Here is a 20,296-nt window from a genome sequence, read left to right on the forward strand (position 1 = left end):
AAAGTGATTGAACCTATCGCTTGTTAACTATGTATGAAACTTTGTCACCAACCATTTGAATGAGTTGCACAAGGCAGATCAGCACGACGATCGTCGTGATCATGACTGTGTTGTCATATCGGTAATATCCGTACCGGATGGCCAGGTCGCCAATTCCGCCACCGCCGATTGTCCCAGCCATTGCTGAGTAACCGATTAGCGAAATGGTCGTTAATGTCAGTCCTTGAATGATTCCCGGTTTTGCCTCTGGAAGAAGGACATCCTTAATGATCATCCATGGAGTGGCACCTACGGCAATTGCTGCTTCAATCACTCCTCTGTCTATTTCACGTAATGCCGTTTCAACAATCCTTGCAAAAAAAGGGATTGCGGATACGGACAGGGAAACAGAAGCTGCTCTTGGCCCTATCGTCGATCCTGTAAGTAGGTCCGTTAAAGGAAGGAGGGCGACCAAGAGAATGATGAACGGGATTGAACGGACAATATTGACTGCGAAACCGAGAGATCGATTCACGATGCCATTTTCAAAAAATAAATTCCTGGTTGTTGAAAATAGCAATACTCCAAGCGGTAAACCGATCAGCAGGGCTACTGCAAGAGAAACGCCAACCATATAAATCGTTTCAAGAAAGGCTTTATTAAGATCAGGTAAAATATTGACGATGGGATTAAGCAGTGACATGTTTTAACACCTCCACAGAACTGGAACGATCTTTTATATATTCCAATGCCGAATGAATTTGGACGGCATCGCCAATTAACTCGATGATTAAAATGCCTAAAGGAACATCCTGGATATACTCAATTTTACCGTGTAAAATATTTCCCTTTACTGCATGGGATTGGAGAGTATCCGAAAGAATCGATTCACCGGCGGTTTGCCCTTTAAATTGGATTTTAATAATCGTACCTTCACTTTCTTCAATCAAGTGCGAAGGGAGTTCGAAATCCAGTACACTGCTAATGAATTGCTTCGTTAACTCCTGTTTGGGCTGTGAAAATATTTCATAAACGGGTCCTTCTTCAATTACCCGGCCATCCTGCATCACGGCGACTCGGTGGCATAGTTCTTTGACCACTTCCATTTCATGTGTAATCAACACGATGGTGATACCAAGCTCACTGCTTATCTTTTTCAATAACTGTAAAATCGCTTTTGTAGTTGTTGGATCAAGGGCTGAAGTCGCTTCATCACATAATAGTACAGTGGGTTCATTTGCTAACGCGCGAGCAATGCCGACCCGTTGCTTCTGTCCACCGCTAAGCTGTGCAGGATAGACATCTTTCTTATCGCTGAGCCCTACTATTTCCAACAATTCCAATACACGTAACTTAGTCGCGTCCTTCGATCGATGCGCGGCCCTTAAGGCGAAAGCGACATTTTCATAAACGGTTTTTGAACTGACCAGGGAAAAGTGCTGGAATATCATTCCGATTTTTTGCCGTTGTTTACGAAGCTCTTTGCTAGATAAAGAGGTTAAATCAATGCCGTCGATAATGATCTTTCCACCTGTCGGACGTTCAAGCAAATTCAAGCAGCGGAGTAATGAGCTTTTTCCAGCTCCGCTGTAGCCGACAATTCCATATATTTCACCAGTTTGAATGGTTAAAGATACGTTATCCACTCCGATAACTCGGTTTTTCTTCGAGACGTATTCCTTTCGGACTGAACGGATTTCAATCATGAGCTTTCCCCCTTAAACATTAAAAAAGCTGCCTCTATCATTCAGAAAGAGGCAGCGAAATCATATCTCGGCTTATCTTTCAGAATGCAATCATTCTGCAGGAATTGGCACCGTTCCCTAAGGGCGGTTGCCGGACATCACAGGGCCTGATCCCTCCGTCACTCTTGATAAGTAAATTATTATTTTAGAATATTTCAAGTTTTATAATATAATCTATATTATTTGTAAAATCCGTCATTGTCAATCGTTACTTTTATTTTTTTTGTCATTAAATCTGGTACAGTCCGTTAAAACGATTCATGGAAAATGGGCTATTATGCAATAATCCAGCATTTTCATCGAAGCTATTCATTCCAATATTTCCTTGTCAAAAAGGTAAAGTGGTACTACATTTATTATAGAAAGTTAAAAAAAGGAAGATGAAACTATATTTATACAATGATTGGGAGGAAACCGAATGATAGAGATCAAGACGATAAATGATGTGGTTTGCGTGCATGGGACTCCTGGCGGGAATAAGGCGGGGATGAGTGTGTATGTCTTTTTAACGGATGGCCTATTGATAGATACTGGCGCACAGATTTTATTGGAAGAACTTACTCCATTCTATGAATCCGCAGACTTCGACTCAGTGGCCCTGACTCACTATCATGAAGATCATACGGGGGGTGCTGCCTGGATACAGGAACATAAAAAGGTCCCTCTTTTCATTCACCCGATGTCGGTTGAGGTTTGTGCAAAGGATGCTGAATATCCTGAATACCGCAAAATTTTCTGGGGAAAGAGAGACGCCTTTAAAGCTGAGCCTCTGGGGAAGGCCATTCCTTCCCGTACCCAAACGTGGGAGCCGATTTTTACCCCAGGTCATGCAAAGGACCATATGGTGTATTTGAATCACAATAATGGCGTGCTCTTTTCAGGAGACCTTTTCGTAACCCCAAAAACAAAGCTTGTCTTACGGGAAGAGTCGGTCCCGGTGATAATCGATTCCATAAAAAGATTGCTTCAATATGACTTCGGGGAAGTGTTTTGCTGTCATGCTGGGCATGTCCCTAATGGGAAGGAGATGTTTCGAAAAAAACTGGATTATCTGGAAAATCTCCAAGGGGAAATTTTACGCTTGCATTCTCAAGGGCTGACCGTTCATGAAATCCAGCAGGTCGTTTTACCGAATCGCTATCCCCTTATCGAGATATCTGGGCATGAATGGGATTCAGAGCATATCATTACATCGATATTAAACGAAAATATTTTAAGTGCGAGGGAGAATGGGACTATTTGATTGCTATCCGTTTAACGGTCTGACTGATATAAAAGAGAGCTCTCCATAAGAGAGCCCACCTTATTCATTTATTGACATTGGGATCTGTTTCATCATAAAAATCATGTGCTTCTTCGATGTTCTGAAGGTTAGCGACTTCATACACATTTCCGCCCGCCATTCCTTCATTGATGATACGATCGATATCCAGGTAAACGGAGTCCTTGCCATCATATTCGGTATCCTTCAAAAATGTCATTTTTTCTTTATCCAAAAGAAATCCCTCCTAGCCTTTTCTTTAGTTTAGGCAAAGGAGGGATTTTTATTCTGTTTAGCGATTTAATGAATGTAAAGGGGCTTCATTCATATACATGGAAGATCATTAAATCATGTATCATGCTTTTGAGTTTGGTTTCATCTGTTTCGGAAGGCGGATTGGCTGTCCACTCGATGGATCCATCTTTGTGATATAAGGCTTTGACTGCCTGCTTATTGAAATAAAAGGAAATTTTCCATCCTGGCAGATTCTTATGCAATGGTTCCCATTGAAAATGAGTGATCATATGTATTACCTCCATATATACTGTTTCTCATTCGATTATAATGGAAAACGGCAGCTGGAGGTGTTATTTTCTTTTCAGGTTGGAAAAAGTTAATTCAATGAAAAGATTTTTTAAATGCAAAAGCCTGTTTGTTTCAATTTCTTCTTCATCGAATTGCATCGGCTTTGAGTTCACTTCGTATATGAAAAGCGAGCCAGATTCGTCTTCCCCTATATCAATGGAAAACTCTCCGAGAAACCCGATCTTTTTTGAAAGTATCTCTCCGCATTTTTGGGCGACATTCGCTAATTTCAGATCCAGTTTTTTTGATTTAAGGTCCTGATAAGGAAAAAGCTTTCCGCCTCGGGGAGTGTGGGTGGTGATTTCCTGTGTTTGCGACATCCTTACCGCTTTACCGGTCACTTTATAAAAACCTTTTTCATAATGGACGAGAATCCGGTAATCATAACGATGCCCAAAAAGTTTTTTTGGTATGATCGCCTGTTGAGCAAGATAGCTCCTTTTTAATAAATCCCTCTTTTTTGTATCCCAGAAGGAAGCAAAATCAGGGAAGGACTCACTATGCTTTAAGCTATTGAACAATAGGGTATCATCATCATTTTTGATAATGGTATAAATGCCCTTCCCTTGGCTTCCTTTGCATGGCTTAAGGTATATATGCCTGTATGTCTCCAGGAAAGAATCAAGGCAACCGCTGTTTCGTAAGACCATGGTGGGCGGAAGGTGGTTGGTGAGGGATCCATCTTCAGTTAATGCTTCGAACATCACATATTTATCGATAAAACAAGAGTTGAATAGAGTCATTCGGTTATCTTTAAAATGTGTGATAAGATGTTGGAATTCCTCTGACGCCTCATAGCTCCTCCAGGGGATACGGTTATAGACGATGTCAGGGAAGGGCACTTTACATTCAATCCACTTGTTTGAAATGGAGGAAAAAAGATACCCTTTCATCGACTCGGAATGAAGGGCATTTCCTGTGAATACATACGCCAATATTCCATGTTTCAATAAATATAATGATAAATCCCGAAAAAGGGTCAGGTTTCCACCCAAACCTGATTCCTTTTTGGGATTGGAAACAGTTAAAATTCCGACGGTAAGCATTCGGTTACCCGGAAATATTGTGATTGGAATTAGAGGTTGATTCGAATGGTTCTTTTTATAGCTGATTTCTTCTTCGGCAGAGCCGGCGAAAAGTTCCGCATTCTCATGAGTGTGGTGCCAATTTTCAGTGGGGATATCATAAAAAATGTTCATTGCGGCACTCTGATTGATTTTGTAATCGTCTGTTCCGTAAGATAAATGGCATAATCAAGGCTTAGCTTTCTGGTCAGCAATTCGAAATCCTTGAGTTTTGGGTGGGAAAAGATGGAACGTCCAGGCTTGGAATTGGCTTCAAACATCCAAACCTGCCCTTTTTTATCCAATCCAAAATCGAATCCTATTTCTGCGATGATGCCGTCCAAGTTCTTTTCTATACTGTCACTTAAAATCAGTGCGGCTTCCGAAAGCTTTCGTTCGACTTCTGTCGCCTCATCGTCATCTCCAAACAGTTCGGCAACCGTTTTGATGACACCCCCGCTTTTAATATGGGTCGTGACGCTGCCGGCGCCGGCGATTTTTGCGGCAATCGCGGTCACCTGCCATTTTCCATTACTGTCCTTGTTCGTATGGACCCGGAAATCCACTGGACGTTTTTCAGATCGAATTAATGGGATGCCCTGCTGCACGATCAGATTCTCGAGCGGGCGGTCGTGAAAAATGTGTTTAACGATGGATTCCAATGTCGAAAACCGTTGCAGTTTATTTTCTTTTGCTTCGTTTGTATAGCGGCAATAGTAAACATTCTCATGCTTATCATAAAGAATTTGGTGAATCCCTAGACCCAGGCTGCCGTGAATGGGCTTTATATAAACTTGCCGGTAATGGGAAAGGAGGGTTTCCACCACGGATATGGATTGAAATGGATACGTTTCCGGCAAATAAGGCAGTGCCCGCTCATCTGCACATAACCTTTCATTTATATCCCATTTATTGAAAAATCCGGGGTTATACCATGGTATGGTATATATTTTTTGGAATTTCTGCTTCACTTCTTTAGGTCCATCACGGTTTTCCGTCAACCGATTTGGTAGCCGATCATAGATGACATTAGGAAAAGGAAATTCATAAATGTTCCAATCATCTTTATCAAATACATAGCCTTTGATTGTCTCCTCATCCCAATTGATTACATTCTCTCCAAAAACAAAGGGAATACAGCCTGTGGTCTTGCTAAGCGAAAGGAGCTTTGCGAAAAATTCAGATCTCTCCCCTAAAGGTTTGTTTGAAAGGCCCGTGAAGCCTGAGGAGAAGATTCCGACAAGCGGTCCGATATGGATGCTCTTGCCGTATATGAATAAATGAAGGGGAATATCGGTATGATCGAATAGTAGAGCTTCCGCAAGACTTTTCGATAGCACGATTGTTTGATTGACGGCCGGGTTTTGTTTGACGATGGCAGGACATGAATGCCGTCCGAAATAAATTAATTCAATCTCTGCCAAATCTCCAAGCTCTGAAGGGTAGTAGAGAACATTGCCAGGGATAGCGGCAATTTCGGCAGGATAAGTCTTTCTCACTTCCTATTCACCTGCTTTCTGAAGCTGTGCGGCTAAATACCGGCTATACTGAAACGGTGCTCGATGAATATCTTTCATGGTCTCCGGCTGTAGTGCCTGAATGATTTTCCTACCAGGCTTCGAGTTAATGTCCATAATCCATATTTGGCCTTTTTTATCGATGCCTAGATCAATTCCCAACTCGAATAATCTTTCAAAGACAGCTTCGGTTTCAACGGGCAGGGTGCGAAGGATATGATGAATCTTTTGTTCGACAGCAATCGAAATCGTTTCCGGGTTTCTTTTGTTGAAGGTATCCAATGAAATGGCTTCCCCGCCTGTGGCAAGATTTGAAGTAATTCCGTCTTTTTGTCCCGTACGAATTCCGCGGCCCCGTTCCATCCATTGATTCTTCTCGTTTTTTTGAAGTAAAATCCGTAAATCGAATGGCTCATTATTTTGGGTGCAAAGTTCTAAATATGGCTGGCAAAGATAACGGTATCGATTTAATAAATGCTGCAGCCATTTGTTAAGCTGAGATTTGGAGGAGAATGGGCGGTCATATTTGGTGCCCTTTTTCGTCATGGAAACCAGAGTCCCGTCTTCGGTTTTTGAAAGGAGATAGATTCCTGTACCGCCAGCACCGAATTCAGGTTTGATGATGATTTTATCCAGGCGTTCCAAATGCCCTATAATATCTTCAGGTGTCGTCACTTGTACGGTTTCTGGAAAAAATGCCTGTAGGTGTGGATGGTTTTTTAGGATTTGGTACACTTCCCACTTACCAGGAAGGCCCAGTCCTAAGAAGTTCGAGTTATCTTTTAACCACTCGATTTTGTGTCGCGTTTCCGTTGACTCACGGACTAAACCGTGAAAACAGCGATCATATACAAAATCAGGTAAATCAAAAGATGAGGCGATCCAAGTTTCGTTCTCGGCATCAAAACGCTCGCCCCTCACTTTTTTCAGATCCATATCAATATTTTCCGGTGAGAATTTGCAAACTTTCATATTAAATGATTTAGCGGTTTTGGCTATTTCGGTGAAGTAGTTATTTTCATGAGTATCCGACGCGGCCATTAATCCTATTAACACGTGCTAGCAACTCCTTTTATGGATGGTTTTCGCGGTTAAGGGCAAGCATGAAATCTATGATTGATTTTACTGATGGACGAAAGGTTTCATAGTTGCCTTGAAATTTTTTCGAAGGTTTTGAATTCACTTCGATGATCCATGGATGGGTATCGGTATCCAGTGCTAAATCGATCCCTAGCTCACCGAATGAATCGTCAAGGTTCTCGACTAAGGCCTCCGCAGTGTTTTTAGCCAGCCGGACGAGCTTTTGATATATGCGGCTGGCGTCCTGAAGTTCAAATGCTTCTTTTAGAAAATCCGGCCCATTTTTCATCAATCCGCCTTGTGCAAGATTGGAAACAATAGTACCAGGATCCCCAATCCGGGCAACCATTGATGTAACTTTCCATTCAAGCTGTTCGTTCCGGTGAAGCAGTATGCGGAAATCAACTTTTCTCTGATCGGTTTCGAATAGGGAAATCCCTTTTTGAAGAATGAAGGATCGTTTTCTGGAAAAATTTTTTAAGGTTTCAAACAACTTTTCATCCGTATCAGCAAAATGTACATTCTGGAGATGTCCGGATTGCTCGATTTTCCATTTTCCAGCTACTTGCGTTAATCTGCAAATATTCCTGCCTTGGCTGCCCGATGCGGGTTTAAAGTAGATTACCGAATGCTTTTCTATAAATGTCAAGAAAGGTTCCTTTTCGTTAAACAATATCGTCTCTGGCAAATTTGGCAATAGCTCATCCTCTAAGATCAGTAGTTCGTGTACATCATGTTTGGAGAGGAACCTTCCGTTGAACATCGGAATCGACCGTTCCTCCAGTTCAGTTTTAAACAGCTTGAAAGAAGGCGATTGCTCAAGTTTGCGCGAATGTATCCGGTTATAAAATACATCAGGGATGGGGAGGGGCAAGGCTTTCCAGCCACCTTGCCCTGGCAGGTAGCCTTCCACAACCCCATCTTGAAGAGACTGCAGTTTAACTAAATAGAAGGGGATGCCTTGCTGATTACAATATGATTTCATTTCCTGATAAAATTTTTCCATCTCGCCGAATGTCCCGTTTTGCAAGGGAGTCTGGTTCATGAGTGAAGCGAAGAATGGGCCTATTTTAATTGACCTTTCATCCGCATGGTATGAGACGGAGATTGGATCGGAAAAAACGGGTAAGGATAAAATTTGGTTCATATCATATGAAAGTTTCAATGTAGGCTGGGATGACGGGAATGGCTGGACAAGTACCGGTACGGAACGGCATCCAGCCATTATCGTTACGGGTTCCCCAAATTGAAGGTCCCATTCCTCAAATAATTTTTCTTCGATAAACAATAGCGCCTTCTTTCTAGTCTCTGCGGGATTTACCGTAATGTAAACTTTCTGATGGTCAAGGTTCATAATAATTCCCCGTTTGCACTAAGTTTGATATCCTTTAATAATTAAATGATGGGCAAATGTGGATAACACATTCTATGATTTTTTAATTAGATGGTGTCATCAAGCCTTTATTTCAAGCAATAAAAGAAGAAATTTCATGGGTGAGTTTTGGATAAAGATACTGTTTATGGTCGTCGTTGTTGCAGTAATAGGTGGCTTCACTAATTTATTGGCTATCAGAATGCTATTCAGACCGTATAAGCCAATCCATATTTTGGGGAAGCACCAGGGTTGATTCCGAAGCGGCAGGATGAGTTAGCTAAACAATTAGGCAAATTGGTGGTCGATCATTTAATCCACCGGGGAGCATTCAAAGTAAAGTCATCAATGATGCCTCTATACAGAATATGAAAATTTTCGTCCAGGCAGAAGTAAAGAAAGCATTGTCCACACAAAAAAGTACTGCTCAATTGCTTGAACAATTGGGAATGAAGAATTCTTCATTTACGCTAGAACAGCGGTTACAAACATTCATTCTCGGTAAATATGAAATATGGTCGGAAGAGAACATGAGCAAGAGCTTGAAAGATATCATCCCCCCGCACCTTCAGCAAAAAGCCCTCGACTCGATTCCTGCTTTGTCACATTTCATCGTGAAAAAGGGAAAATATATTTTACAGTTCGGAAGGCAAACGCCATCTTGAAGACATGTTGGATGATTTTTTCAAGGAACGGGGCAAGCTGATCAATTTAATTCAGCTGTTCATTGGAAACGAAAAGTTAATTGATAAGATTCAGCTGGAAATCATTAAATTTTTTGAACAATCGAGAACGATTGATATATTGTCAGTGATGTTGGTGGAATCATCGGTTTATTTCAAGGTTTCGTAACTGTTTTAATAGGATGACGTGTAATTCTCAATCGGATTTGTTATAGTGGAAAAGGTGTAGGAATACAATGATTACCGGGAGGGGAAATAAATGAGTAACGTATATGATGCAGCCTATGAAATGGAAAAGGCGATTAGGGCAAGTAATGAATATGCCGATTTGCAACGCTTATATGATCTTGTGAATTCTGATGAAGCAACAAAAGGAATGTTTGAAAATTTCCGTAATCTGCAAATGTCATTGCAGCAAAAGCAAATGATGGGACAGGAGATTGCACCGGAAGAGGTTGAGCAAGCACAAAAGACGGTACAGCTTGTCCAACAAAACCCAACCATTTCACAATTGATGGAAGCTGAACAACGGATGAGCATGGTCATCGCAGACCTCAATAAAATTATCATGAAGCCGCTTGAAGATTTATATGGCTTGCCTGAGCAACAGCAATAAGCAGTTGGAGACTCCCTACTTTTAATGGTTGGGGGTTTTTTTGTTCCCTGAAAGCACAAGTACAAGGGTCGTGAACCACTATTTGTTCTATTCTCGAAATTTTAGTCATAAATTTTGAAAGAGGATACAACAGATGGGAGAGATCAGCATGGTATATCGACTACTTGCGGTCAATATCGACGGGACATTGCTCCAGTCGAATGGCCGTTTAAATAAATCGACTAAAGAAGCAATAGATTATGTTCACCAAAAAGGTGTCCATGTTGCACTTGTGACGTCAAGAAACTATCACTCAGCAAAAAAAGTGGCCAAAGCCCTCAAAATAAATCCGATGATCGTTGCTCAGCAAGGAGCCTTTGTCGGAGCTTCCATGGAAAAGCCGATAATGGTAAAAAGAATATCAGAAGAACTGACTGCAGAGCTCGTGCAAATGCTTGAAAAGACCACGTGCCAAATATTGCTCATTCATGAAAAATACTCGCTGGGCAATCGGGTGAACCTCCCGGAGAATTTGCTTGGTAAATCGGTTATGTATTTGAATGACCAAAATATTTATGCTCAAAATTATGTGGATGATATCAGTGAAGAGCTTATTGATCAGCCGATGGCCCCGACGAAGATGGACATTATATTTCCGGAAAAAAATGCTCGAAATGATATGTTGAAATTGATAAAGGAAATGTTCCCTGAGGTAGATGCAGTCTTACACCCAGGACATAAACTGACAATCGTTCCGAAGGGTGTATCAAAATGGAGTGGTGTATTGTATTTAGCGGACCATTTAAAGGTGAAAAGAACGGAGATCGTCTCGATTGGCGATGGATTGGATGATATGGAGATGATTGCCGGTTCTGGTCTGGGAGTTGCCATGGGCAATGCGGATGAGGAAGTACGGAAAGTGGCAAAATGGGTGACGCGCTCCAATGATCAAGATGGTGTTGCCTATATGCTTAGGGAGTTTTTCCGGAAACAGCATCCGATCGAATTTTTACAAAAAATGAATATGCTTAAGTGAATGGCGGGGTTCCTTCTGTTGAAGGGGCCCCATTCAGATAACGCCGCTTGCGAGGTCTGTCATCTTTCATAAATAATTATAAGTTTCTTTCCATAAACTAAAGGAAAATCAGTAATGGAAAGGAAGAATTCAATGGGTGTAATCAATGCAAAAGAAGTGCAGGTCGGTGACGAGGTTTTTGTGATTTATAATAATCCCCATGTCCCTACAGTTTCGAATATCAGGGCAGCGGAAATTGTTCCGCACCCCAAAGATCCCAATGCAGTTGCCTTGTTCCTGAATGATACATTTCATACGATCGAGGATGATGATGCTTTGTTCACTTCGGAAGCCTCAGCGGAAAAAGCATACAGTGATTATATTGATAACCAGGACCAGATGACTTGAGAGGCGTTTACTCAGCTTTACGGGTGAACAGACGAAAGCCCACGCTATAAAAAGCGGGGGCTTTTTTAATTTTATTCACGAGTAGAGGCTCGGAATTCACGAGTACAACGCCGAAACTCACGAGTAAAGCGCCAAAACTTACGAGTAAAACGCCAAAACTTACGAGTAAAGCGCCAAAACTCACGAGTAAAAGCATAAAATTCACGAGTATTTGCACCAAATTCACGAGTAAAAGCATAAAATTCACGAGTATTTGCTGCAAATTCACGAGTAACGCTCGAATTCACGAGTATTTGCACCAAATTCACGAGTATTTGCACTAAACTCACGAGTAACGCTCCGAATTCACAAATTAAAGCTCCGAATTATCGAGTAACGCTAGAATTTTATGAGTAAAAGCTAAAAACTCACGAGCATATGCTCCAAACGTACGTGCAAACGCACCAAAACTGTAATTTTTCGTCCTAAATAAAAGAACTGGCACTCCCATTTCAAGAAAAACAGGGTGACAGTTACTTACTCTTAGTTATTATTGGATTCTATGAATAATTTCATTGCGTGAATTTGGCCTATATGATTGGTTTCGTGCAAGACTACAAAATTAATGAATTCTCCCACTGTTTCCATTCCGTTGAAAGGCTGTGCTGTTTTTTCGGTCAATCGTTCTTCCGGAATTTCAAGAAGTCGATCAAGTTGTTCATGCAACTGTTGCTTTAATACTTCAACGGTAGGTACATCTCCGGTCCAGTCGGCAGGTTTTGAACCATATCCGAATAGCTGCCCGTAATTCTCTGGCAAATTGCTGCTGGAGCTCAATAAAAATTTTTCCGCTGCAGAAAGTACATGTCCAATGTGCCAATGGATTGTATTATTAAAACCTTCAGGCTGTACATCCATGAACTCTGGATTGATTCCCTCAATTTCTTTTAAAAGATTGCTGCGCATGGCTGTCAGTTGATTTTTAACATAATTCATTTTACATTCCCCTTTCAATCTTGTATTACTTACCGCTACTCATGAAAATTATAGCAAGTATATTTCAATATTATCAAATTTTAGATAAGTCTTTTCAAAAGGGGAAGGCTTATCAATTTACAATTTATTTCATTTTAAGGGTTGTAATTGTCAGATAGTTTAATATAATTAAAATAATGTTAGGTAATCTTACACTAAAATGTAAAGTTAAGTGCAGAAAGAGAAACAAGATGTCGGTGATTAAAGTAAGTATATGCATTTATAGCGAGGGAAGAGTGCACCCGATTTAATGGGGATACTTGGAATTGATTGGCGGGATAGTTTGGCAAAAGGAGAGAGGGTATGCGTTTAACAGCAAGGGAACAGGAAAAGTTAATGGTTGTAGTGGCGGCAGATTTGGCAAGAAGGAGAAAAGATCGCGGCTTAAAATTGAACTATCCGGAATCCATTGCCTTGATTACCTATGAAATAGTCGAAGGGGCCAGAGATGGGAAATCAGTATCGGAACTGATGCAATTTGGCAGGACTATTCTTTCAAGTGAAGATGTTATGGATGGAATTCCTGAGATTATTCATGATATTCAAATTGAGGCAACGTTTCCGGACGGTACAAAGCTTGTGACTGTTCATAATCCGATTCAGTAAGGAGGAGGAGGCCATGATACCAGGTGAATATATCTTGAAAAAAGAACCGGTCGTATGTAACGAGGGAAAGATCTCAACGGTCATAACGGTCATCAACAGGGGAGACCGTCCGATACAGATTGGCTCACACTTTCACTTTTATGAAGTGAATCTTGGACTGGAGTTCATTCGTGAGAATGCTTTTGGGAAAAGACTTAACATTCCTGCTGGTACAGCTGTCCGTTTTGAGCCGGGCGATGCGAAGGAAATCGAACTGGTGCCATTCAGCGGCAAGAGGGAAGTTTATGGATTAAGTAATAAAACGAATGGTCCGCTTGATAAGGAGTGAAAATATGAGTCATGAAATGTCACGTAAGCAATATGCCGACATGTTTGGTCCCACAACAGGGGATTTAATTAGATTGGCAGATACCGAGCTTTTCATAGAAGTGGAAAAGGATTTTACAAAGTATGGGGATGAAGTGAAATTTGGCGGTGGTAAAGTGATCCGTGATGGTATGGGGCAACACCCAACCGCTTCAAGAGATGAGGTGATGGATCTTGTTTTCACCAACGCGATCATCATCGATTATACAGGCATTTATAAAGCGGACGTTGGCGTGAAGGATGGAAATATTGCAGCAATAGGAAAAGCGGGAAATCCCCTATTGATGGATGGGGTGACAATGGTGATAGGAGCAGCTACTGAAATAATTGCAGCTGAAGGAAAGATCGTTACAGCTGGTGGTATTGATGCTCACATCCATTTCATTGCCCCGCAGCAAATAGAGACTGCACTGTCAAGCGGGATCACGACAATGATCGGTGGGGGAACCGGACCTGCAACGGGAACGAACGCCACGACGTGTACTCCGGGAGCTTGGAATATACATAAAATGCTCGAAGCAGCAGATCATTTCCCCATGAATCTCGGTTTTTTGGGTAAAGGCAATTCCTCTGCCAAAGAACCGCTTGCTGAGCAAATAGAGGCTGGTGCCATCGGGCTGAAGTTACATGAAGATTGGGGAACGACGGCTGCAGCCATCGATACTAGTTTAATGGTGGCTGACGAATACGATGTTCAAGTGGCGATTCATTCCGACACGCTTAATGAAGGTGGTTTCGTCGAGGATACGATCAGAGCGATAGACGGCCGTGTCATTCATACATATCATACCGAAGGAGCGGGTGGGGGGCATGCCCCTGATATCATCAAGGCGGCTAGTTATCCGAATATTCTCCCGTCCTCGACGAACCCTACCCGTCCATACACCATCAATACGTTGGAAGAGCATTTGGATATGCTGATGGTATGCCATCATTTGGATCCATCTGTTCCGGAAGATATCGCTTTTGCTGATTCCCGAATAAGAAAAGAGACCATTGCAGCTGAAGACATACTTCATGACCTGGGCGTCTTTAGCATGATCAGCTCCGATTCCCAAGCGATGGGGCGTGTAGGAGAAGTTATTCTGCGAACATGGCAGACGGCCGATAAGATGAAAAAGCAGCGTGGCAAAATGCTGGAGGATACAGGGGCAGGGGACAATTTTCGCGTTAAGCGTTATATTGCCAAATATACGATAAATCCTGCAATTACACATGGGATTTCTGATGTCGTCGGATCTGTGGAAGAAGGGAAATTCGCTGACTTGGTGCTATGGGATCCTGCCTTTTTCGGGGTTAAACCGGACATGATTCTAAAAGGAGGCATGATCGCGCACAGTATGATGGGCGATCCGAATGCTTCGATTCCAACTCCTCAACCGGTGTTATACCGCCCGATGTTTGCAAGTTTTGGAAAGGCCGTTGAGAGTACGTCGATTACGTTCCTATCAAAAGCGTCATATGAAGCAGGAATTCATGATGACCTGGGTTTGAAAAAAATAGTGAAGACTGTCTCGAATATTCGCAATCTTACAAAAAAAGATATGAAGCTAAACGGGGAGACCCCCGTCATAGAAGTTGATCCGCAAACATATGAAGTGACGGTGGATGGTGATTTAATTACGTGCGAGCCAGCGGAAATCCTGCCGATGGCGCAACGATACTTTTTATTCTGAGGTGATGACATGATAGTTGAAGAAGTATTGGGAAATATAGAGTTTATTGAAAAAAAAGCGAAACATATGGAAAAGATTTATCTGGAAAGCGATGCATTAAGAAAACGGATACTAAGGGTTAAAACGGATCATGGAAATGAAATTGGGATACGCCTTAAAGAAAACAAGGATTTGATGGATGGCGACATCCTTTATATGGATGAGAATAATATGATCGTGATCCATACGATAGATGACGATATTTTGACGATCTTGCCTACAACTCTAGGGCAGATGGGCGATATTGCGCATCAATTGGGAAATCGCCACTTACCTGCCCAGTTTGATGGGGATGAAATGCTTGTTCAATATGATTACCTGGTGGAAGAGCTTTTAATGGAACTTGATATACCGTTTCGTCGTGAAAAGAGGAAGGTGAAGCAGGCATTCCGTCATATCGGACATTCACATGATTGAACGTTTGTTTCCGTTGATCCAGCTTTGTGATTCCAATTTTCCTTCTGGTTCGTTCTCCCATTCATTCGGGATGGAGACTTACATTCAAGAAGGGAAGGTACATGATGCAACTTCTTTAAAGGCGTTTTTGAAGGTATACATTTCTAAATCTTTAACCTATACAGATGGACTGGGGTGCCGGCTTGCATATGAATTCGTAAGTAGTCAAAGGGTTGAAAAAATATGGGATCTGGATGAGTTGCTTTATGCCGCATGTTCCGCCCGGGAATCCAGGGAAGCCTCAAAAAGAATTGGACAGCAGATGGCTAAACTATGCTCGAACTTATATCCATCCGAAGAGTTATTGGCATACTTGAAGAAAATCCAAGGAAAACAATGCTATGGGCATCCGGCCATTGTATTTGCGCTTGTGTGTACCAAACTGAACCTTACCGTAGAAATGGCCATTCATGCCTGTTTGTATGCAGCTGTATCCTCGCTTATCCAAAATGCAGTAAGAGGAATCCCTTTGGGTCAGACAGCTGGACAATCCTTGTTATTATGGTCACATGAGGTCATCCAGACAGCCGTTGCATTCATTAAAGGACTTCCGGAGGATGAACTCGGACGGACACTGCCGGGATTGGAAATCGCCCAAATGAGGCATGAGAATTTACATGTAAGACTATTTATGAGTTAACCAGAAAAGAGGTGAAAGGTTTGCCTTAAAGAGGTAAATCGATAATAGATGAAACAAGTAGTCAAAATAGGAGTAGGCGGCCCAGTTGGTGCCGGAAAAACAATGCTTGTCGAGAAGTTGACACGGGTAATGGAAAATGACTTCAGCATGGCAGTTGTAACGAATGATATATATACCAAAGAAGATGCACTGTTTTTAATGAAAAATGGCGTACTTCCTGAAAATCGGATCATTGGTGTGGAAACTGGCGGCTGTCCACATACAGCGATACGTGAGGACGCCTCGATGAATTTTGCAGCCATTGATGAGTTGATGGAACTCCATCCGGAACTGGATTTGATTTTTGTGGAGAGCGGCGGTGATAATTTAGCGGCGACCTTCAGCCCTGAACTCGTTGACTTTTCAATCTATATCATTGATGTCGCACAAGGGGAGAAAATCCCCCGGAAAGGTGGCCAGGGAATGATTAAATCGGATTTATTCATCATTAATAAAACGGACTTGGCCCCGTATGTAGGAGCAAGCCTGGAAGTGATGGAGAGGGATACATTAACGACCCGAGGGGATAAACCTTTCTTTTTTACTAACTTAAAAGAAGAAAAGGGTTTGACTGATGTCGTGAACTGGATAAAGTCAGAGGCGTTTCTAGTGGGTCTTGAGCAGTGAGTTGGACAGGCAGCATTCGCTTAAAGGCGGAACTGAAAAATGCTCGAACGATAGTGAGTGATACTTATTATGACGGGGCATTCAAATTGTCCCGTCCTGTGTTTTTTGATGAACTTTCACCTACCTATTTTCTCATTCATGTTGGAGGAGGCTATGTAGGTGGTGACAAGTACCATCAGCTTTTTTGTTTGGAAGAAGGGGCAACAATAACATTAACGACGCAGTCTGCGACAAAGATATACAAGACGATGGATGAGCCGGCAGTGCAGAAAACCGAGTTAGTACTGAAAAAGGAAAGTTTCCTTACCTATGTGCAGGACCCCGTAATTGCCTATGAATCTGCTCGATATATTCAGGATACGACGATACATATGGAAAGCGGAGCGGGATTGTTGATGACTGATATATTTACACCAGGATGGTCAGAGAGTAGGGGGGCATTCACATATGATTGGATCCGCTCCAAAACGAACGTGTTTCAAGATGGTAAAAGGCTGTTAATGGACCACTTGTTTCTGAATCCTTCAGACGAGATGGACTCTGTACTATTATTGGAAGGATATAGTCATCTTGGCTCGCTATTATTGATATATCATGAGGTGGATGGGGCATTCATTACCGAACTCGATGAAATGCTTTCCCCGTTAGGAAGCAAAGTTAGAATAGGTTTTTCCCGGCTGCCAATACGTGGTCTGATGCTGCGGGTATTGGCAAATCAAACTCAACATATAGAAAAGGTATTTTCAGTTTGTGAGGATCTCTTCCGAAGGAGGATCCTTCGGGAGGATCCGATTTTTTATCGTAAATATTAGTAAAGGGAAGGCGGTGTATTATGGAAATGAGTCTATTGCTTGTTTTAGCGATTGGATTTGTATTAGGCATTAAGCATGCTCTGGAACCCGATCATATCATTGCCGTTTCTACGATTGCGAGCCAAAGCAAGAAAATATGGAAATCTTCACTTGCAGGCGTATTTTGGGGAATCGGTCATACACTTACTCTTTTAGTGTTCGGTGTCATCCTAATCCTTTTGAAAAACGAAATTCCGGAAGCTTAGGGCAATGTCATTGGAATTTCTTGTGGGAATCATGCTGGTATATTTAGGTATCACGACGATTTTTTCTTGGAAGCAAACGAAGCGGCATGACCATACAGGCCGGGCTACATATCTGAAATCGATGTTAGTGGGAATTGTCCACGGACTTGCAGGCAGTGCTGCAATGGTCCTTCTTACTTTAAGTACGATAGATGCAGCGTGGCAGGGGGCAATCTACATTATCATATTTGGTGTAGGTACTTGTATGGGCATGCTTCTGTTCACTACGATTTTAAGCATCCCCTTTGTCACAAGCTCTTCCTCCAAAAAAGTCAATCACTCACTCATCCGATTGACAGGTGTGATAAGCACGCTTTTCGGAATCTATTATATGTACAATCTCGGCATCAACGAGGAACTATTTTCTGTATGGTTTGGTTGAATGCAAGACATATGCCCAAGGGATAAAGGTTAAAAAACCCTCAAGTTATAAACTTGAGGGTTTTTTACTACTAAATCGACAAACAATCCTATTACTCTTTTGCGAGGACTAGTATAATGATAGCTATTGGATAATTAATCCATTTGGGTATGAGGAGATGACATGTAATGAAAAGGAAAGCGCCCCTGGTAGGACTTTGCTTAATAGCAATAACGTTGGCTTCAGGTTGCACAACAAAGCAAGAACATATTTCCGTTCAAAAATATGAAGGTAAACACTACAAATTCGAAGCATATAAAGAAAAGATAGAATTGGGGAAAACAGAAAAAACCAAAGAAATAATAAAGAATGCCGATTGGGAAGAATTCGCGCTGGAGAAGGATCATCCTAAGGCGGACTTCATCTTTTATTTTAATGATCAGAAAAACGAAGGTGAAATTTCCGTATATTATGCCTGGGTTAATACGGATAAAAATATTGTAGAATTGACGAAGGACGAACATAGCAAGTATGTACAGTTAAATAGAAAGGATTCTGAAATTATATTAAGACTGCTTAATTGATGTATAGAGGAGATCCTTGCTTTCAAAAACTTCCGGACAAGCATTTTTTGAACTCTCATGTGCCCGACTATCATCAGAGTTATATAATGCAGCCAGCCTTTTTAAGGGGTGATCGCAAATTCCATTGAAAATTAATGTTTGACAACAATAAGGTGAAAGAAACCGGACTTTCATACAAGCCCGGTTTCTTCCATTCTGCTCAGGCTGAATCAGTCTTTCTTTTTTGTTGTCCTCAATAGTGGCATGGTGCAACAACGGAAAGAGCCACCGGACTTGATGATTTCGCTTATATCGACTTCAATGACTTCATATCCGCGTTCACGAAGCTGACTATTTACCTGTTTATTACAGGGTAGACTGAATAATTTTTTATCCCCAATCGAAAGCACGTTGGTACCTAAAGTGAATTGTTCTTCTTTCGTCACTTCAATCATGTCATAACGTGAAGCTAATAAATCCATCTCTTTTTTTGTAAAGGACTCTGGAAAAATAAGCGCCTCTGTCGGTGATATGATATTGAAAACACAGTCTAAATGAAGGAATGTTTCAATGAAAGGAACCGCTATGACCTCGTATTCCGGTAATAAGGATTGAAGATGCTTGACGGATGTTTCATCCGTTCTTTCACTGATTCCAATATAAATGGTTTTTCCGTCAATAAGGACATCCCCGCCCTCAATATGATTTTTGAGGAGGTTGAAATATGAAATACCATTCGTTTCGAGCCAGGATTTCAATATTTGTTCTTCACCCTGCCTGATACCTGTTGCCAACTCAGCGACGTAAACGGTTTCGCCAAGAGTGAAACCGATATCTCTCGTAAAGACTTGTTCCGGATATGTAATTTGAGGCGGAAGTTTTATGACTTCAATCCCTTCATGTTCTAGAGCCTTTGTAAATTGTGCGTGCTGCTCCAAGGCGAGTGCTTGATCGATATTTTCTTCTTGAAACTCTTTTTGTGTTTCGTTAATGATCTCCCTGATCTCCATATAATGAGGTTCACAAACTATTACCCGTGATAGCTTTGAATATTCACTCGCACAATAAGCTTCTAGTTCTTCGTTTATTTTATTTACCATAAATGAGCTCCCTCTAAATATAATTGTATCTTTACTATTTCCTCTTTTTTCTAGAAAGAAACATAAAAAATTGTCATGGAACTGCACCACTAGATTTAGATGGTTAAAAAAAACTTTTCAGATTCCGCTCTTAATAAGTGTTTCTGCTTGATTTCAGAAATCCGCTCCCTTTCCGCCGACTGCCTGCCAAGCCTCCTCGGCGCAAACGCCTGTGGGGTCTCGGCCAGCCAGTAATTCGGCAGGAGTGTTGCAAATTTCTTCAATCGAATAAGGAGTACAGGAAAAAACTTAAAGGACCTGATCCTTTACATAATTCGGTGTGAGATAGCCTACATTTTTTTAGAAAACGTTCCAGTTGATTTCAGAAATCCGCTCCCTTTCCGCCGACTGCCTGCCAAGCCTCCTCGGC

25 protein-coding genes, 1 pseudogene and 1 riboswitch are annotated in these 20,296 nt (G+C 41.6%); of the genes and pseudogenes, 15 read left to right on the forward strand and 11 right to left on the reverse strand.

The annotated features are described in order from the left end of the window. Positions 1–13 precede the first annotated feature (13 nt). Entirely contained in the window at positions 14–682 is a 669-nt protein-coding gene (locus OTG27_RS07265) for a methionine ABC transporter permease (RefSeq protein WP_057275776.1), read from the reverse strand. Next, positions 669–1,685: a methionine ABC transporter ATP-binding protein gene (locus OTG27_RS07270; RefSeq protein ID WP_268936616.1), complete on the reverse strand. Its 1,017-nt coding sequence runs from the start codon at positions 1,683–1,685 to the stop codon at positions 669–671. Before OTG27_RS07270 ends, OTG27_RS07265 begins: the two co-directional genes overlap by 14 nt. 69 nt (positions 1,686–1,754) lie before the next feature. Beyond that, a riboswitch (SAM riboswitch) is annotated at positions 1,755–1,859 on the reverse strand. A 283-nt stretch (positions 1,860–2,142) separates the two neighbouring features. Here OTG27_RS07270 and OTG27_RS07275 point away from each other — a divergent pair. After that, a complete protein-coding gene (locus OTG27_RS07275) occupies positions 2,143–2,967 on the forward strand; it encodes an MBL fold metallo-hydrolase (protein ID WP_268936617.1) in 825 nt (274 codons plus the stop codon). A 64-nt stretch (positions 2,968–3,031) separates the two neighbouring features. Here OTG27_RS07275 and OTG27_RS07280 read toward each other — a convergent pair whose 3' ends face one another. The 6 genes from OTG27_RS07280 to OTG27_RS07305 all read right to left on the reverse strand — a co-directional run bounded on the left by OTG27_RS07280 (position 3,032) and on the right by OTG27_RS07305 (position 8,585). Next, entirely contained in the window at positions 3,032–3,220 is a 189-nt protein-coding gene (locus tag OTG27_RS07280) for a hypothetical protein (RefSeq protein ID WP_034314753.1), read from the reverse strand. Between the two features lie 85 nt (positions 3,221–3,305). Further along, on the reverse strand, positions 3,306–3,509 hold the full coding sequence (locus OTG27_RS07285; protein WP_034314751.1) for a YheE family protein: 204 nt from the start codon (positions 3,507–3,509) through the stop codon (positions 3,306–3,308). A gap of 63 nt (positions 3,510–3,572) precedes the next feature. Next, complete coding sequence (locus tag OTG27_RS07290; protein ID WP_268936618.1) at positions 3,573–4,769, reverse strand: YheC/YheD family endospore coat-associated protein; 1,197 nt, start codon at positions 4,767–4,769, stop codon at positions 3,573–3,575. Then, positions 4,766–6,133, reverse strand: coding sequence for a YheC/YheD family endospore coat-associated protein (locus tag OTG27_RS07295; protein WP_268936619.1), 1,368 nt, complete (start codon positions 6,131–6,133; stop codon positions 4,766–4,768). The genes OTG27_RS07290 and OTG27_RS07295 overlap by 4 nt, the downstream gene beginning before the upstream one ends. 3 nt (positions 6,134–6,136) lie before the next feature. Then, on the reverse strand, positions 6,137–7,207 hold the full coding sequence (locus OTG27_RS07300) for a YheC/YheD family endospore coat-associated protein (protein WP_268936620.1): 1,071 nt from the start codon (positions 7,205–7,207) through the stop codon (positions 6,137–6,139). 16 nt (positions 7,208–7,223) lie between these two features. Next, entirely contained in the window at positions 7,224–8,585 is a 1,362-nt protein-coding gene (locus OTG27_RS07305) for a YheC/YheD family endospore coat-associated protein (protein ID WP_268936621.1), read from the reverse strand. A gap of 422 nt (positions 8,586–9,007) precedes the next feature. Between OTG27_RS07305 and OTG27_RS07315 the strand changes: the two genes are divergently transcribed. The 5 genes from OTG27_RS07315 (at position 9,008) to OTG27_RS07335 (ending at position 11,304) form a co-directional block, all read left to right on the forward strand. Next, positions 9,008–9,268, forward strand: coding sequence for a hypothetical protein (locus OTG27_RS07315; RefSeq protein ID WP_268936679.1), 261 nt, complete (start codon positions 9,008–9,010; stop codon positions 9,266–9,268). Between the two features lie 4 nt (positions 9,269–9,272). Further along, the gene (locus tag OTG27_RS07320; RefSeq protein ID WP_268936622.1) at positions 9,273–9,455 is read left to right on the forward strand and encodes a hypothetical protein; all 183 of its coding nucleotides are present in this window, start codon (positions 9,273–9,275) and stop codon (positions 9,453–9,455) included. A 90-nt stretch (positions 9,456–9,545) separates the two neighbouring features. Next, positions 9,546–9,902: a YlbF/YmcA family competence regulator gene (locus OTG27_RS07325; protein ID WP_034314741.1), complete on the forward strand. Its 357-nt coding sequence runs from the start codon at positions 9,546–9,548 to the stop codon at positions 9,900–9,902. 148 nt (positions 9,903–10,050) lie between these two features. Next, positions 10,051–10,917 (forward strand): Cof-type HAD-IIB family hydrolase, encoded by an 867-nt coding sequence (locus OTG27_RS07330; RefSeq protein ID WP_057275891.1) that lies wholly within the window; start codon positions 10,051–10,053, stop codon positions 10,915–10,917. A 114-nt stretch (positions 10,918–11,031) separates the two neighbouring features. After that, a complete protein-coding gene (locus OTG27_RS07335) occupies positions 11,032–11,304 on the forward strand; it encodes a transcriptional regulator SplA domain-containing protein (protein WP_251037965.1) in 273 nt (90 codons plus the stop codon). A gap of 71 nt (positions 11,305–11,375) precedes the next feature. On the opposite strand, the gene OTG27_RS07340 is transcribed toward OTG27_RS07335, so the two are convergent. Both OTG27_RS07340 and OTG27_RS07345 read right to left on the reverse strand, forming a co-directional pair. Next, on the reverse strand, positions 11,376–11,633 hold the full coding sequence (locus OTG27_RS07340) for a hypothetical protein (RefSeq protein ID WP_268936623.1): 258 nt from the start codon (positions 11,631–11,633) through the stop codon (positions 11,376–11,378). Between the two features lie 193 nt (positions 11,634–11,826). Beyond that, on the reverse strand, positions 11,827–12,279 hold the full coding sequence (locus tag OTG27_RS07345) for a DinB family protein (RefSeq protein WP_268936624.1): 453 nt from the start codon (positions 12,277–12,279) through the stop codon (positions 11,827–11,829). A gap of 342 nt (positions 12,280–12,621) precedes the next feature. Between OTG27_RS07345 and OTG27_RS07350 the strand changes: the two genes are divergently transcribed. The 9 genes and pseudogenes from OTG27_RS07350 to OTG27_RS07390 all read left to right on the forward strand — a co-directional run bounded on the left by OTG27_RS07350 (position 12,622) and on the right by OTG27_RS07390 (position 18,808). Continuing rightward, positions 12,622–12,924 carry an urease subunit gamma gene (locus tag OTG27_RS07350; protein WP_268936625.1) on the forward strand — a complete coding sequence of 101 codons (303 nt, stop codon included), beginning with the start codon at positions 12,622–12,624 and terminating at the stop codon, positions 12,922–12,924. Positions 12,925–12,937: 13 nt separating this feature from the next. Continuing rightward, the gene (locus OTG27_RS07355; protein WP_063577125.1) at positions 12,938–13,252 is read left to right on the forward strand and encodes an urease subunit beta; all 315 of its coding nucleotides are present in this window, start codon (positions 12,938–12,940) and stop codon (positions 13,250–13,252) included. A gap of 4 nt (positions 13,253–13,256) precedes the next feature. Continuing rightward, the gene (gene ureC / locus OTG27_RS07360) at positions 13,257–14,966 is read left to right on the forward strand and encodes an urease subunit alpha (RefSeq protein WP_191929085.1); all 1,710 of its coding nucleotides are present in this window, start codon (positions 13,257–13,259) and stop codon (positions 14,964–14,966) included. 9 nt (positions 14,967–14,975) lie between these two features. Further along, a complete protein-coding gene (ureE, locus tag OTG27_RS07365) occupies positions 14,976–15,422 on the forward strand; it encodes an urease accessory protein UreE (protein WP_098185191.1) in 447 nt (148 codons plus the stop codon). Next, on the forward strand, positions 15,415–16,101 hold the full coding sequence (locus OTG27_RS07370; protein WP_176526321.1) for an urease accessory protein UreF: 687 nt from the start codon (positions 15,415–15,417) through the stop codon (positions 16,099–16,101). Before ureE ends, OTG27_RS07370 begins: the two co-directional genes overlap by 8 nt. Positions 16,102–16,149: 48 nt before the next feature. Continuing rightward, positions 16,150–16,767, forward strand: coding sequence for an urease accessory protein UreG (gene ureG, locus OTG27_RS07375; RefSeq protein WP_191929087.1), 618 nt, complete (start codon positions 16,150–16,152; stop codon positions 16,765–16,767). Beyond that, positions 16,764–17,579: an urease accessory protein UreD gene (locus OTG27_RS07380; RefSeq protein ID WP_268936626.1), complete on the forward strand. Its 816-nt coding sequence runs from the start codon at positions 16,764–16,766 to the stop codon at positions 17,577–17,579. Before ureG ends, OTG27_RS07380 begins: the two co-directional genes overlap by 4 nt. Before the next feature lie 20 nt (positions 17,580–17,599). Further along, positions 17,600–18,245 (forward strand): annotated as a pseudogene (locus OTG27_RS07385) (urease accessory protein UreH domain-containing protein). Positions 18,246–18,412: 167 nt separating this feature from the next. Beyond that, positions 18,413–18,808: a hypothetical protein gene (locus OTG27_RS07390; RefSeq protein ID WP_268936627.1), complete on the forward strand. Its 396-nt coding sequence runs from the start codon at positions 18,413–18,415 to the stop codon at positions 18,806–18,808. A gap of 209 nt (positions 18,809–19,017) precedes the next feature. Here the strand turns inward: OTG27_RS07390 and OTG27_RS07395 are convergent, their stop codons facing one another. Then, entirely contained in the window at positions 19,018–19,887 is an 870-nt protein-coding gene (locus OTG27_RS07395; protein WP_268936628.1) for a dimethylarginine dimethylaminohydrolase family protein, read from the reverse strand. Between the last annotated feature and the right edge of the window lie 409 nt (positions 19,888–20,296).

Origin of the sequence: Peribacillus sp. AS_2 (genome assembly GCF_026891895.1) — a bacterium.
GTDB lineage: Bacteria > Bacillota > Bacilli > Bacillales > DSM-1321 > Peribacillus > Peribacillus frigoritolerans.